Origin of the sequence: Streptomyces sp. NBC_00012 (assembly GCF_045040875.1) — a bacterium.
Lineage (GTDB): Bacteria > Actinomycetota > Actinomycetes > Streptomycetales > Streptomycetaceae > Streptomyces.
Window position 1 is genome coordinate 902,178 of the sequence record NZ_CP108310.1, and the last position, 15,587, is coordinate 917,764.

The 15,587-nt window shown below is 74.2% G+C and carries 2 protein-coding genes and 1 pseudogene; all 3 read right to left on the reverse strand.

The window, feature by feature from the left end; translation table 11 throughout:
- Window positions 1-97: 97 nt before the first annotated feature.
- Window positions 98-5,725 (reverse strand): annotated as a pseudogene (locus tag OHA19_RS43625) (type I polyketide synthase); the annotation flags it as partial.
- A 20-nt stretch (window positions 5,726-5,745) separates the two neighbouring features.
- Window positions 5,746-5,877, reverse strand: a complete 132-nt coding sequence (locus tag OHA19_RS43630) for a hypothetical protein (protein ID WP_331754614.1) — start codon at window positions 5,875-5,877, stop codon at window positions 5,746-5,748.
- Window positions 5,877-15,569 carry a type I polyketide synthase gene (locus OHA19_RS43635; RefSeq protein WP_331754616.1) on the reverse strand — a complete coding sequence of 3,231 codons (9,693 nt, stop codon included), beginning with the start codon at window positions 15,567-15,569 and terminating at the stop codon, window positions 5,877-5,879. Before OHA19_RS43635 ends, OHA19_RS43630 begins: the two co-directional genes overlap by 1 nt.
- Between the last annotated feature and the right edge of the window lie 18 nt (window positions 15,570-15,587).

Consider the following 15,587-nt stretch of genomic DNA (forward strand, 5'->3'; position numbering starts at 1 on the left):
AAGTCGACTCCAGTCCGGAGACTATGAATCGAGCCAAACTCGCGGCAACCCCTAACCGCCGCCGCCGACCCCTGTACGGGGTGCGGTGGCGGCCCGCTCAGCAGCCCTCGCTCCTGAGCCATTCCTGCATATGACGGGCGGTGTCCGCCGCGTGGTCGCCGATCAGGGTGAAGTGGTCACCCGGTGCGTCGACGGCCGTGTGCGGCAGGGGCCAGGAAGCGCGCCAGTCGCCCTCCCCCGTCCACTCGTTCAGGGGGGTACTCGCCCGCATCAGCAGCGTGGGCACATCGACCGGCTGCGGCGTCACGCCGTGCAGGAGCGGCAGATACGCGGCCCACGCGGTGGTGCGGAAGTCGTCCATCGGCGTGTAGGCGCTGTCCCGCTCCAGCATCCCGTCCAGGAGCTCGGGGACCCACTGCGCCATCACGTCGCTGTCCGTGGGGTAGCTGTCCAGGAGCACGACGGCGGCGGGCGGTCGGCCCCGCCCGGCCAGCTCGTGCGCGAGGGAGTTGGCCAGCTGTGCGCCGCCGGAGTGGCCGGTCAGCACGAACGGCCCGTCCCCCGCTGTGCGCAGGACCGATTCCGCGTGCGTACGCATCAGGACGTCGTAGGAAGTCGGCAGCGCCTCGTCCTCGGCGAAGCCCGGGTGCGGCAGCGCGTACACGCTGCGCGATCCGCGGAACCCGGCCGCGAGCCTGGCGTACTCGTGCGCTCCGGAGAGCATCGACATCGTGCAGCAGCAGAAGACCGGGGGCAGCTCCCCGCCGGACCCGGCCCGGCGGGCGCCCTGCGGGTCCCGTCCCCTGCCCGGCACGAGAGGCACGACGGTGGCGGGACGCGGCAGGTCGGCCGGGTCCGTGTAGACCGGGCGGAACTCCGCGAGCCGCAGCAGGACCTTCGCGTACTCGGTGGACTCCCCCTGGGAGCGCGTGTGCCGGAACAGCCGGCCGAGGATGCCGCCGTTTCCGGCGGCGGGCCCCCTGCCGGCCGCGGGCGCGGCGGTGCCCCCGCCCTGCTCCGCGCCGGTGTCGCCGTCGACGAGCACGGCCGACAGGTGCCGGGCCAGCTCGGACGGCGTGGGGTGATCGAACAGCAGCGTGCCGGAGAGACCTTCGAGGCCGGTCGCCGTCTGCAGGGCGTCGCGCAGCTCCAGCGCCGTCAGGGAGTCGAATCCCTGCTCCAGGAAGTCCCGGTCGGCATCTACGTGGTCGGCCGACGCATGACCGAGCACCGCCGCCGCACGGCTGCGGACCAGTTCGAGCAGCAGCTGATAGCGGTCGGGCGGCGAGCAGCTCTCCAGCTGTGCGGTGAACGCCGCCGGGGACTCGTCCGGCCGCGCCCCGGCCACCGGCGTGGCGAGCGCCGCCCGCGCCTCGGGGATCCCGGTGAGCAGCGCACTGGGCCGGGCGACGGTGAACGCGGGCGCGAACCGCGCCCAGTCGATGTCGGCGACGGCCACGCAGGTGTCGTCGTGGTCCAGCGCCTGCTGGAGCGCGACCACAGCCGGGCCGGGGCGCAGCGGCCGCACCCCGCGCCTGCGAAGCTGCTCGTCGGCGGCCCCGGGGGACGAGCCGGCCCACGGCGCCCAGGCGATGGAGGTGCCGGGCAGGCCGCGCTCCCTGCGCGCCTCCACGAGGGCGTCCATGGCGGCGCCGACCGCCGCGCGGACGGCGAAGCCGCCGCCGCCCCAGGTGGCCGCGGTGGAGGAGAACACCACGAACGCCTCGAGTTCGGGAACGGTGACCGCCCCGTCGAGAAGCCGGGCGAGTCCGGTCTCCGCGCGCACGGCCCGCGCCAGCTCGGCGGGCTCGGTCTCGGCCAGCGGGACGCCCACGGCGGTCGGCAGCGCGATGTGCACGACGGCGGTGAGATGGCTCAGGCGTGCGAGGTGCCCGATCCGGGCGCCCAGGTCGGGGCAGTCCTCCACATGGTCGGGCAGCACGGTCACCTTCGCGCCCGCGGCGGTCACCCGCTCCTCCACGACCGCTGCCTGCTGGCCGCCCGCACCGGCGAGGACCACGTGGTCGGCGCCCTGTTCGGCCAGCCAGCCGGCCACATGGGCGGCGTGCTCGCCCGCCGCGCCGGTCAGCAGAACGGTGCCGTGCGGGGTCCAGTTGCGCACCGGCTCCCGGCCCTCGGTGCGGGCGCGCACCAGCCGGCGCCCCACTACTCCCGAGGCGCGCACGGCGAGCTGGTCCTCGCGGTCCGCTGCGCCGAGCACCCCCACGAGGCCGTCGAGCGCGGCCTCGTCCAGGGCGGCCGGCAGGTCGACGACGCCACCCCACCGCTCGGGGTGCTCCAGCGCCACGACCCTTGCCAGGCCCCAGAGCTGAGCGGCGACCGGATCCGGGGCGGGGTCGGTGCCCGCGGTGCGCACGGCGCCCGCGGTCAGACACCACAGCGGCGCGGAGACGCCGTTGTCACCCAGTGCCTGCAACAGGGCGACCGTCGCCGCGAGCGCACCGTCGGGGCAGCTCCCGTCCGCGGGTTCGGACAGCGCCTCCAGTGACAGCACGCCCTCCAGCGGGGGCAGCGCGGGGTCGGGCCACAGCCGGTTCACGGCGTCGGCGAGGGTGTCCCGGTCCGCGCCCGCGAGGGGCACGCGGAGCACCTCGGCCCCGTGGGCGCGCAGCGCCCGTGTCACGTCCGCCGCGGGGGCCGTGTCCGGGCCGACGACCAGCCAGCTGCCGTGCAGCGACACGGATCCGGGGACCGTGACCGGCTCCCAGGCCGTCCGGTAGCGCCAGTCGCCGGTCAGCGTGGAGCGCGTGTGGCGCTTGCGGTACGCGGCCAGGGCCGGAAGGACCGTGCGCAGCGCGGCCTCGCCCTCCTCGGGCGCGTCCAGGAGCCGTGCCACCGCGGCGGGCCCGCCGTGTTCCACCGCGCTCCAGAAGCCGCCGTCCTCGGCCACGGGTTCCGGCACGTCGGCGCGGGCCTCGGGGGGCGCGGGCCAGTACCGCTGCCGCTGGAAGGCGTAGGTCGGCAGGTCGACGCGGCGGGTGCCGCGGCCCGCGAACACGGCGTCCCAGTCGACGGTCCTGCCCTGCACATGGAGTTCGGCGAGCATGTTGAGGAGCGCGTGTGCCGCGGGCCTGTCGCGTCGCTGCGCGGCGGCGAGCAGCGGCTGCCGGGCATCGGTACGGTCGGCCAGGCAGCCCCGGGCGAGCGCGGTCAGCACCCCGCCGGGCCCCAGCTCCACGAACGTGGTGACGCTGTCGTCGCTCAGCCGCCGCACGGCATCGGCGAAGCGGACGGTCTCCCTGACCTGCCGGGTCCAGTACTCGGCGGAGACCGCCTGGTCCGCGGTGAGCCGTTCGCCGGTCAGTGTGCTGACGACGTCGATCTCCGGACGACGGAACGTCAGGCCCTCGGCGACGGACCTGAAATCGGCCAGCATCGCGTCCATGTGGGCCGAGTGGAAGGCGTGGCTGGTCCGCAGCTCCTTGTGCCTGCGGCCGCGCGCCGTCCACAGCGCCGCGACCTCGTCGACCGACGCGCGGTCGCCGGAGACGACGACGGCCGCGGGGCCGTTGACGGCGGCGATCGACAGGGCGGCGTCGGGGCGGCCCGCGAGCGAGCCGCGCACCTGCTCCAGCGACTCCCGCACCTCCTGCTCCGACGCCTCGAAGGAGACCATGCTGCCGCCCGCGGGCATCGCCTGCATCAGCCGGCCGCGCGCCGCGACCAGCGTGCAGGCGTCCGCCAGGGAGAGGACGCCCGCGACGTGCGCGGCGGCAAGCTCTCCCACCGAGTGACCGGCCACCGCGTCCGGGCGTATCCCCCATGACTCCAGGAGCCGGTGGAGAGCCACTTCGAAGGCGAACAGCGCGGGCTGGGCGTACTCGGTCCGGTCGAGCAGGTCCGCGTCGGTGCCGGACATCACCGCACGCAGCGGCGTCCGCAGGTACGGGTCGAACCGGGCGCAAGCGGCGTCCAGGGCTTCGGCGAACGCGGGGAACAGCGCGTGGAGTTCCTCGCCCATGCCGAGGCGCTGGCTGCCCTGCCCGGTGAACAGGAAGGCGGTGCCGCCCGCGACGCGCACCGCGCCTCGGACCACACCCCGGCCCGGCTTGTCCGCGGCCACCGCGGTGAGCCCCCGCAGCAGAGCGGCGTGGTCGGCCGCCAGGAGCACCGCGCGGCGGTCCAGGGCCGCGCGGGACCCGGCGAGGGTCCGCCCGAGGTCCGCCAGCGGTACGTCCGGGGTCTCGCGCAGCCGGTCGATGAGGCGGGCCGCCTGTCCGCGCAGCGCCTCGTCCGTGCGCCCGGACACCAGGATCGGCACGACGGGCAACGGGGTGCCCGCGGCCCCGGCGTCCGAACCATCCGGGGCTTCGGTGGGTTGCGCGTCCGGGGCCTGCGTGGATTCCGAGTCCGGGGCCTGTTCGAGGATCAGATGGGCGTTGGTGCCGCTCAGCCCGAAGGCGGAGACCCCGGCCCGCCGGGGCCGCCCGGTGTCCGGCCAGGCGACGGCCTCGGTCAGCAGCGACACGGCGCCGCTCGACCAGTCGACGTGCGGGGTCGGCTCGTCGATGTGCAGGGTGCGCGGCAGCACGCCGTGGCCGAGCGCGAGGACCGTCTTGATCGCACCGATGGCCCCGGCGGCGGCCTGCGTGTGGCCGATGTTCGACTTGACCGTGCCGAGCAGCAACGGCCGCTCGGCGGGCCGCTGTCGGCCGTACGTCGCGAGCAGCGCCTGCGCCTCTATCGGGTCGCCCAGCGTCGTGCCCGTGCCGTGCGCCTCCACCGCGTCGACATCGGCGGGCGCCAGTCCGGCGTCGGCGAGGGCCTGGCCGATCACCCTGCGCTGGGCCGGGCCGCTGGGCGCGGTGAGGCCGTTGCTCGCGCCGTCCTGGTTGACGGCGCTGCCCCGCACCACGGCCAGGACCTGGTGGCCGTTGCGCCGTGCGTCGGACAGCCGCTCCAGGAGCAGTACGCCCACGCCCTCGCCCCAGCCGGTGCCGTCGGCGGCGGCCGCGAACGACTTGCACCTGCCGTTGCCCGCCAGCCCTCCCTGCTTGCTGAACTCGACGAACGCGCCGGGGGACGCCATGACCGTCACACCGCCCGCGAGCGCCAGCGAGCACTCGCCGCCGCGCAGCGAACGCACGGCCATGTGGAGCGCCACCAGCGACGAGGAGCAGGCAGTGTCCACGGTCACCGCCGGCCCCTCCAGGCCGAAGGTGTAGGAGAGCCGGCCCGAGAGGACGCTGCCCGCGCTGCCGGTGAGCAGGAAGCTCTCGCTGCCCTCGGCGTCGCCGTACATGCCCGCGCTGTACCCCGATGACGAGGCGCCCACGAACACCCCTGTGTCGGTGCCCCGTACGGACGTGGGGTCGACCCCGGCCCTTTCGAGCACCTCCCAGGCGGCTTCGAGGAGGAGCCGCTGCTGCGGGTCCATCGCCAGCGCCTCGCGGGGGCTGATGCCGAAGAGCACCGGGTCGAAGGCGTCGGCGTCGTGGACGAAGCCGCCCTCCGGAGTGATGCCCGAATCCTCCAGGCCGCGCAGCCAGCTCGCGTCCCAGCCGCGCCCGTCGGGGAAGCCCGACATGGCGTCCTCGCCGTCCAGGACGAGCCGCCAGAGGTCTTCCGGTGACCGGACGCCGCCCGGGAGGCGGCAGCTCATCGCCACGACGGCGATGGGCTCGGTGCGTTCGTCGACGAGGCGCTGGTGCTGCTGACGCAGCCGCTCGTTCTCCACGAGAGATGTCCTCAGCGCCTGGACGATCTCTTCGACCTGCGTCCCCATCATCTGCTCCACACTGGTCGTCGCATCGGCAGTTCTCGCATCGGCAGTTCGCGCGTCAGCAGCTCGCACATCGGCACCTCGCGCGTCAGCAGCTCGCGCATCGGCAGTTCACGCGTCGGCAGTTCCGACATCAGGCGTCCTTCGTCCCCGTCGCCATCCGGACGAGGTCATCGATGTCCATGGCGTTGATCTCGTCCACCCGGTCCCCGGACCTGGGCACCTCCCGCCCCGCCCCGGCCTCTTCCCCGTCGGCGCCCCCGGCGAGGCGCAGCAGCTGGTCCAGCAGGCCTGCCGCGCGGATCCTGGCGATCGGCAAGGCGGCGAGCACGGCACGCGCCTCGGCGTCCTGCGAGGTCTCGGCGCCCGCGGCATCGGGCCCCGCGTCCGCCGGCAGCAGTTCGCGGCGCAGCCGGTCGCGCAGCGCCACCGGGGACGGCTCGTCGAAGACCACGGTGGTCTCGAGACGTACGCCGGTGGCCGCGGTGAGCCGGTTGCGCAGATCGACCGCCATGACCGAGTCGAACCCCAGCTCCTTGAAAGCCCGTCGGGGCTCCACCGCGTCGGCGGAGGGGTGCCCCAGCGCGGCAGCCGCCTCGGTGCGCACCAGCTCCAGGAGCGTCCTGTCGCGCTCCGCGTCCGACGCCGATGCGAGCCGCTCCCGCAGAACGGCGGCCGGCGAGGCAGCCGTTTCCTTGATCGGCTCGTCGGTCCTGAGCGCGGCGGCGGCCTCGGGGACGTCCTCGATCAGCGGCCGGGCCCTGGAGATGGTGAAGGCCGGCGCGAACCGCGTCCAGTCGATGTCGGCGACGGTCAGACAGGTCTCGCCCTGCTCCACAGCCTGGACGAGCGCCCGCACGGCCGACTCGGCCGCCATCGGCCGCAGTCCGCGGCGTACGAGGGTGTCCTCGGCGGCGTCGTCCACCATGCCGCCGCCCGCCCAGCCGCCCCAGGCGACCGAGGTCGCGGGCAGCCCCCGGGACCTGCGGTGCTCCGCCAGGGCGTCGAGGGAGCAGTTGCCGACGGCGTACGCGCCCTGCGCGGCGCCGCCCCAGACGGCTGCCCCCGAGGAGAACAGGACGAAGGCGTCCAGCGAACCGTCGGCGAACAGTTCGTCCAAGTACGCCGCGCCGGCCGCCTTCGCCGCCATGACGCGGGCGAACTGCGCCGGGTCGGAATCCCTGAGGCCCGCCTGCAGCGTCTCCCCCGCGGCGTGCACCACCGAGCGGATGGGCGCGCCGTCGGCCGCCTCCACCTCCTTGACCAGGGCGGCCAGGGCCGTACGGTCCGCGACATCGCAGGCCGCGAGGGTCACCCGGACTCCCATGGCGGTGAGTTCGGCCTCGAGCGCGGCCGCGCCGGGAGTGTCGGCGCCTCTACGCCCGGTCAGTACCAGGTGCTCCGCGCCGTGCCCGGCGAGCCAGCGGGCGACGTGACCGCCGAGGGCGCCCATGCCGCCGGTGACCAGCGCGGTGCCGCGCGGCTGCCAGGGCTTCGCGGCCTTCGTACGGTCGACGGGTGCCCGCACCAGCCTGCGTACGACCACGCCCTGGGAACGCACGGCCAGTTGATCCTCGTCACCGGCCCCGGCGAGCAGTCCGCAGACCCGTGCGGCCGACTGCTCGTCGAGCACGGCCGGCAGGTCGATGAGGCCGCCCCAGCGCTCGGGGTGCTCAAGACCGATCACCCGGCCGAGCCCCCAGGTCTGCGCCTGGACCGGCCGCGCGAGCGGCTCGGCGCGGCTCACCGCGACCGCGCCCCTCGTCAGGCACCACAAGGGTGCGGTGACGTCCAGGTCGGTCATGGCCTGGACGAGGGAGGTGGTCGCCGCGACGCCCGCGGTAACCACCGGGTGGAAGGGGTCGGGGCGTTCGTCCTGTGCGAGGAAGGAGAGGACGCCCTCGACGGGTCCGTCGACGAGCGCGTCCCCGAGCCACTGGAGGGCCATGGCGCGTCCCGTGTCGTCGGCCTCGAAGGACACGCGTACGGTACGCGCCCCGCGCCGGGCCAGCTCCTGCTCCACCGCACGAACGGGCTCGTCGTCCTTCACGCCCTGGGAGGTGACGATCAGCCAGGTCCCGGACGGCCCGCCGCCGCCCGGCGCGACGGCGCGCTCCAGCGGCTTCCAGACGACGCGGTACCGCCAGCCGTCCACGACGGACTGTTCGCGTTGCTGCCGTCGCCAGGAGGACAGTGTGGGCAGCACGTCCGACCAGGAGTCCCGGCCGTCCGCGCCGATCCCCAGGGTGTCTGCGAGCGTCCCGAAGTCCTGGTTCTCCACAGCGTCCCAGAACGCCGTGTCCACCGGGTCACCGCCGTGCGCCGCCGGGGCGGCTAGGACCATGGGCTTCGGCCAGTAGCGCTGCCGTTGGAAGGGATAGGTCGGCAGGTCCACATGCGTGGCCCGCTGCCCCGCGAACACCGCCTCCCAGTCCAGCTCGACGCCGTGGACGTGTGCTTCGGCCGCCGAGGTCATGAAGCGGTGCGCCTCGTCCTCGTCGCGACGCAAAGTGCCCAGGGCGACCGCGTCGCTGTCCGCCGCGTCGAAGGTCTCCTGCAGCCCCAGGTTCAGCACCGGGTGCGGGCTCACCTCGATGAACACGGACAGACCATCACTGGCAGCCGCCCGCACCGCCCGCTCGAACTCCACCGTGGAGCGCAGATTCCGGTACCAGTAACCGCCGTCCAGACCCGACGTGTCATCCAGCAGCGCACCGGTCAACGTCGAATAGAACGGCACCCGGCCCGACACCGGCACCACACCCGCCAGCAGACCCGCCAGCTCCTCCTCGATCAGCTCCACCTGAGCCGAGTGCGAGGCATAGTCCACCGCGATCCGCTTCGCCCGCACGCCTTGTCCCGTGCAGGACACCACCAGCTCATCCAGTGCCCCCGGCTCACCCGACACCACCACCGACGACGGACCATTCACCGCCGCCACCGAGATCCGGCCGTCCCACACGGTCAGGCGCTCACGCACCTCCGCCACCGGAAGCGACACCGACACCATCCCGCCACCACCCGACAACGCCAGCAGGGCCTTGGAGCGCAGGGCCACCACCCGCGCACCGTCCTCCAGCGACAAGCCCCCGGCGACCACCGCCGCCGCGATCTCACCCTGCGAGTGACCGATCACCGCCGCCGGCACCACACCACACGCCCGCCACAACTCCGCGAGCGACACCATCACCGCCCACAGGACCGGCTGCACCACATCCACCCGGTCAAACCCAGGCGCACCCTCCCCGCCACGCACGACATCCAGCAGAGACCAGTCCGTGAACGACTCCAACGCCGCACCGCACTCCGCCATCCGCCCCGCGAACACCGACGACGACTCCAACAACCCCGCCGCCATACCCACCCACTGCGCACCCTGACCCGGGAACACGAACACCGGACGCACAGCCCGGCCCGCCACACCCCGCACCACGCCGGCAGCCGAACCACCACCCAGCGCCACCGACTCCAGACCCGACCGCAGCTCCTCCACACCACCCGCAAGCACCACCGCACGATGCTCGAACCGCGACCGGCCAAGCGCCAACGACCGCCCCACAGCAGACAACTCCGCCAGTGAGCCACCGCCATCAACAGCCAGCCGCAACCGCTCCGCCTGCGCCCGCAGCGCATCCTCCGACTTGCCCGACAGCACGAACGGCACACCCGCACCCACCACCGGAGCAGACCCGGCCACGGACTCCGACACCACAGACTCCAGCTCCGGAGCCTGCTCGATGATGGTGTGGGCGTTGGTGCCGCTGACGCCGAACGACGACACCGCCGCGCGGCGCGGTTGTCCGGTCTCCGGCCAGACCACCGGCTCGGTCAGGAGCTCGACGGCACCGGCTGACCAGTCGACGTGGGAGGACGGCGCGTCCACGTGCAGGGTCCGGGGCAGGACGCCGTGCCGCATCGCCATGACCATCTTAATGATGCCCGCGACACCGGCGGCCGCCTGGGTGTGGCCGATGTTGGACTTGACGGAGCCGAGCAGCAGCGGCCGGTCGTCGGGCCGGTTCTGCCCGTACGTAGCGAGCAGCGCCTGCGCCTCGATCGGGTCGCCCAGCGTCGTACCCGTACCGTGCGCCTCCACCGCGTCCACGTCCGCCGCCGACAGGCCCGCGCTCGCCAGCGCCTGGCGGATCACGCGCTGCTGCGCGGGGCCGTTGGGGGCGGTCAGACCGTTGGACGCGCCGTCCTGGTTCACCGCGGAGCCACGGACCACCGCGAGGACCTCATGGCCGTTGCGGCGGGCATCGGAGAGGCGCTCCACCAGGAGCATGCCGACGCCCTCGCCCCAGCCGGTGCCGTCGGCGGCCTCGGCGAACGCCTTGCACCGGCCGTCCGTGGCCAGGCCGCGCTGGCGGCTGAACTCGATGAACGCCGACGGGGTCGACATCACGGTCACACCGCCGGCCAGCGCCATGGTGCACTCGCCCGACCGCAGCGCCTGGACCGCCAGGTGCAGGGCGACCAGCGACGACGAGCACGCCGTGTCGACCGTGACGGCGGGCCCCTGGAGTCCCAGGGTGTACGAGACGCGGCCCGAGACCACGCTCGCCGCGTTGCCGGTGCCGACCAGCCCCTCCGCGCTCTCGGCGGAGCCCAGCAACATTCCTGTGTAGTCCTGGCTGTTGGTGCCCGCGAAGACGCCGACGCGTGTGCCCCGTACCGAATCGGGGTCGATCCCGGCGCGCTCGAAAGCCTCCCAGGACGTTTCGAGGAGCAGCCGCTGCTGCGGGTCCATCGCCAGTGCCTCGCGCGGCGCGATACCGAAGAACGCGGCGTCGAACTCGGCCGCGCCTGCCAGGAACCCGCCTTCGCGGACGTACGAGGTGCCCTGCTGTTCCGGGTCCTCGCTGTAGAGCCGGTCGATGTCCCAACCCCGGTCGGCGGGCAGCGGGGAGATGGTGTCGGTGCCCGACTCCAGGAGCCGCCACAGCTCCTCCGGCGACTGGGCGCCGCCGGGGAAGCGGCAGCCCATGCCGACGATCGCGATCGGGTCATCGTCGAGGGCGGCCGGGGCCGCGAGCGGCTGGTCGTGCGCGGGGTCGGTACTGGTGCCCGCCAGTTCGTCGCGCAGGTGCCGGGCGAGGACGAGCGGGGTCGGATAGTCGAAGACCAGCGTGGCGGGCAGGGCAAGGCCGGTGCTGCTGCCTAGCAGGTTGCGCAGTTCCACAGCGGTGAGCGAGTCGAAGCCCAGGTCGCGGAAGGCGCGGGAGGGCTGTACCGCCTCCGTGGACGTGTGCCCGAGCACGGCTGCGGCCTGCCCGCTGACCAGGGCCAGCAGGATCTGCTCGTGCTCTCCCGCGGAGGCGCCCGACAGCCGGGCGCGCAGCGCTTCGGTGCCCTGTTCGGCCGACTTCGGCGCGGCGTCGGAGGCCGGCAGGGCGCGCACCTCGGGGAGTTCGCCGATGAATGCGGAGCGCCCGCTCGCCAGGAGCGTGGGGGCGAAGCGCGCCCAGTCCACGTCGGCGACGACGAGGTGGGCGGCGCCGTGTTCGACCGCCTGGCGGAGCGCGGCCATGGCCTGCTCGGGCGGCAGCGGCGGCATGCCGCCGCTGCGGACGCGTTCGGCGACCACCGGGTCGGCGGCCATGCCGGCCCCCGCCCAGGCGCCCCAGCCGATGGACGTGGCGGGCAGGCCGTGGGCGCGGCGGTCGGCCGCGAGCGCGTCGAGGAAGGCGTTGCCCGCCGCGTAGGCGCCCTGGCCGGCGTTGCCGAAGGTGGCGGCCAGCGAGGAGAAGAGGACGAACGCGGACAGGTCCAGGTCGCGGGTCAGTTCGTGGAGGTTGAGCCCGGCGTCGACCTTCGGCCGCAGGACCTTGACGACCTGCTCCGGGGTCATCGAGGCGAGCATGCCATCGTCGAGCACTCCGGCCGTGTGCACCACCGCGGTCAGCGGCTCGTCGGCGGGCAGCGATGTCAGCAGGGCGGCCAGCGCGTCGCGGTCGGCGGCGTCGCACGCGGCGACGGTGACCTCGGTGCCGAGCCCGGTCAGCTCGGCGACCAGCTCGGCGGCGCCGGGGGCGTCGTTGCCGCTGCGGCTGACGAGGACGAGGCGGGCGGCTCCGTTGCGGGCCAGCCAGCGTGCTGCGACGGCGCCGAGCGCGCCGGTGCCGCCGGTGACCAGGACGGTGCCGGAGGGCTGCCACGCCGTCCGGGTGGCCGCCGGTCCCGGGGCGGGCCTGGTGAGCCTGCGGGCGTGAACTCCCGTGGGGCGGATCGCGAGTTGGTTCTCGCCGTCGCGCGCCGCGAGGACGGCGAGCAGGCGACGTCCCGCGCGGGCGTCCAGCACGTCGGGCAGGTCGACGAGACCTCCCCAGCGTGCCGGTTCCTCGGCCGCCACGACCTGGCCGAGGCCCCAGAGCATCGCCTGTTCCGGGTGGGTCAGCGGGTCGGAGGCGCCCACGGAGACCGCACCGCGGGTGGCGAGCCACAGGGGCGCGGCGACCTGGGCGTCGCCCAGCGCCTGCACCAGTGCGAGGGTACGGAGCAGGGCTTCGGTGCCGTCCGCGCCACCGTTGGTCGGGCCCGTCAGGGACAGGACTCCGGCGACCGGCAGGGCCCGGCCCGGCTCGTCCGGTCCGCGCAGGGCTTCCCGGAGCCGCTCGGCGAGCGTGGCCCGCTCGTCATGTACGGCCCGCTCATCGTGTCCGGCCGTTCCGCCGGGTGTCCTCAGCCGTACGACGGTGGCACCCCGCCCGGTCAGGGCGCCGGCGGCCGCGTCGGTGGTGTCGTCGTCGGGGCCCACGACGAGCCAGGTACCGGCGGGCGCGGCGTCCTCGGCCTCCGGCACGGTCCGCCAACGGACCTCGTAGCGAAGGGAGTCGAGGGCGGACTGCTCCCGCCGGGCGCGCCGCCACTCGGCCAGTGCGGGCAGCACGACGCTCAGCGGCTGGTCCCCTTCCAGGGCCAGCGTCCCGGTCACGGCGTCCAGATCCGTGCGCTCCACGGCGGACCAGAATCCAGCCTCGGCGGGGTCCTCGCCGGCCGCGCCATCGGGGGCCGCCGTCCACATCAGGGACTCGGGCCAGTACCGGCTGCGCTGGAACGCGTAGGTGGGCAGGGGGACTTGACCGGCGCCGGGCAGGACGGCGGACCAGTCCGGGTTCCGTCCGCGCACGTGCAGGCGGGCCAGTGCGGTCAGTGCGGCCCTGGTCTCGGGGCGGTCGCCGCGCAGCACGGGGAAGGCGACGGCGGGTTCGGCCGCCGGGTCGGCGGTGCGGCCCGCCAGGCTGTCCGCCACCAGGGCGGAGAGCACACCGTCGGGACCCAGTTCGACGAAGGTGGTGACCCCCTGCTCGGCCAGGGTGCGGACGCTGTCGTCGAAGCGGACGGCCTGGCGCACATGGCGCACCCAGTGCTCGGCGGTGCAGATCTCCTCGGCGGGGACGATCGCGCCGGTGACGTTGGAGACGATCGGGATCCGCGGCGGACGGAACGTGATCCCCTGGGCGACCGCGCGGAAATCGTCGAGCATGGCGTCCATGTGCGGCGAGTGGAAGGCATGGCTCACCCGCAGCCGCTTGGTCTTGCGACCCTCGCCCTCGAAGTGCGTGGCAATCTCGAGAACCGCCGCCTCATCACCCGAAATCACCGTGGCGGACGGTCCGTTGAGCGCGGCGATCGAGACACCCTCGACCAGCAGCGGCAGGACCTCGTCCTCCGCCGCCTGGAGCGAGACCATCGCCCCGCGCTCCGGAAGGGCCTGCATCAGGCGGCCCCGGGCGGCGACCAGCGTGCCGGCGTCCTGGAGGGAGAGGACGCCCGCGACATGGGCGGCGGCCAGCTCGCCGATGGAGTGGCCCGCGAGCAGGTCGGGTTCGACACCCCAGTGGCGGAGGAGCCTGGACAGCGCGACCTCGACGGCGAACAGGGCGGCCTGGGTGTAGGCCGTCCGGTGCAGCAGACCGGCCTCGTCGCTCGCCTCCTCGGCGTACAGGACGTCGCGCAACGGGCGATCGAGGTGCGGGGCCAGCTCTGCGCAGACCTCGTCGAACGCCTCGCGGAACACGGGGAAGCGGGCGGCGAGTTCACGTCCCGTGCCGAGCCGCTGGCTGCCCTGCCCGCTGAACAGGAACGCGAGCTTTCCCTCCGTCACGGTGCCGCGCACCGGCCCCGCCTCGTCGGCCACGAGGGCGTCGAGGCCGCGCAGCAGCTCGTCGCGGTCCGCGCCGACGACGACCGCACGGTCCTCGAAGGCGGTGCGTGTGGTCGCCAGCGAGTGGGCGACGTCGACGGGGTCGTACTCGGGGTGCGCGGCGAGCAGAGCCCGCAGCCTGGCCGCCTGTCCGGCGAGCGCCGCCTTTCCGCGCGCGGATATCACCCAGGGGACGAGGCCGGGACGTACGTCCGCTGTGTCGCAATGTACGACTGCGTCGGGGCGTACATCCGCTGTGTCGGGGAGTGCGTCCGCGTCGGTGTCGGTGCGCCCGGCCTGCTCGTCGGCCTGTTCGATGATGACGTGGGCGTTGGTCCCGCTGATGCCGAACGACGAGACGCCCACGCGACGCGGCTCGCCCGTCTCGGGCCAGTCGGTCCGTTCCGTCAGAAGCCGCACCTGACCGGCCGTCCAGTCCACATGCGGTGTCGGGGCGTCCACGTGGAGGGTGGGCGGCAGCACTCCCTGCCGCATCGCCATGACCATCTTGATGATCCCGGCGACGCCGGCGGCGGCCTGCGTGTGACCGATGTTCGACTTCACCGATCCCAGCCACAGCGGGCGCTGCGCCGAGCGCTCCTGACCGTAGGTGGCCAGCAGCGCCTGCGCCTCGATGGGGTCGCCGAGTACCGTGCCGGTGCCGTGCGCCTCGACCGCGTCGACCTGCTCGGGGCCCAGGCGCGCGTCGGCGAGCGCCTGCTCGATGACGCGCTGCTGGGAGGGGCCGTTGGGCGCGGTCAGGCCGTTGCTCGCACCGTCCTGGTTGACCGCGGAGCCGCGGAGCACGGCGAGGACGCGGTGGCCGTTGCGTCGGGCGTCGGAGAGCCGCTCCACGAGGAGCAGCCCGACGCCCTCGGCGAAGCCGGTGCCGTCGGCCGCCGCGGCGAACGCCTTGCAGCGACCGTCCAGGGCGAGTCCGCGCTGTGCGCTGAAACTGCTGAACATGCCCGGGGTCGCCATCACGGTGACCCCTCCCGCGAGCGCCAGCGAGCACTCGCCCTTGCGCAGGGCCTGGGCGGCGAGGTGCAGCGCCACCAGCGACGAGGAGCACGCGGTGTCCACGGTGACCGCAGGCCCTTCGAGACCGAGGGTGTACGAGACCCGGCCGGACACCACGGCCGCGGCGCTGCCCGTGCCCATGTACCCCTCGAGCCCTGCCTCCGCCCCCATCAGCAGATAGGGGTAGTCCTGGCCGTTCGTGCCGGCGAAGACACCGGTCCGGCTGCCGCGCAGCGACTCCGGATCGATGCCCGCCCGCTCGAACGCCTCCCACGCCGTCTCCAGGAGCAGCCGCTGCTGCGGGTCGGTGGCCAGGGCCTCGCGCGGGCTGATGCCGAAGAACGCCGCGTCGAAATCGCCCGCGTCCTGGACGAAGCCGCCCTCGCCCGCGTACGACGCCCCGTCGGGCGCGGGCTGGAACACGCTGTCCAGGTTCCAGCCGCGGTCCGAAGGGAAGGGCGACAGGCCGTCGGTGCCCGCGGCGACCAGGTCCCACAGATCCTCCGGCGACCGCACGCCGCCCGGGTAGCGGCAGCTCATGCCGATGATGGCGATCGGCTCGGTGTCACGCTCCTCCATCTCGCGGATCCGCTCGTGTGCCGCTTCGAGATCGGTGCTGACCCGCTTCAGGAAGTACCGGAGCTTTTCTTCGTTCGCCATCGGGCGACCCCTCTGTCA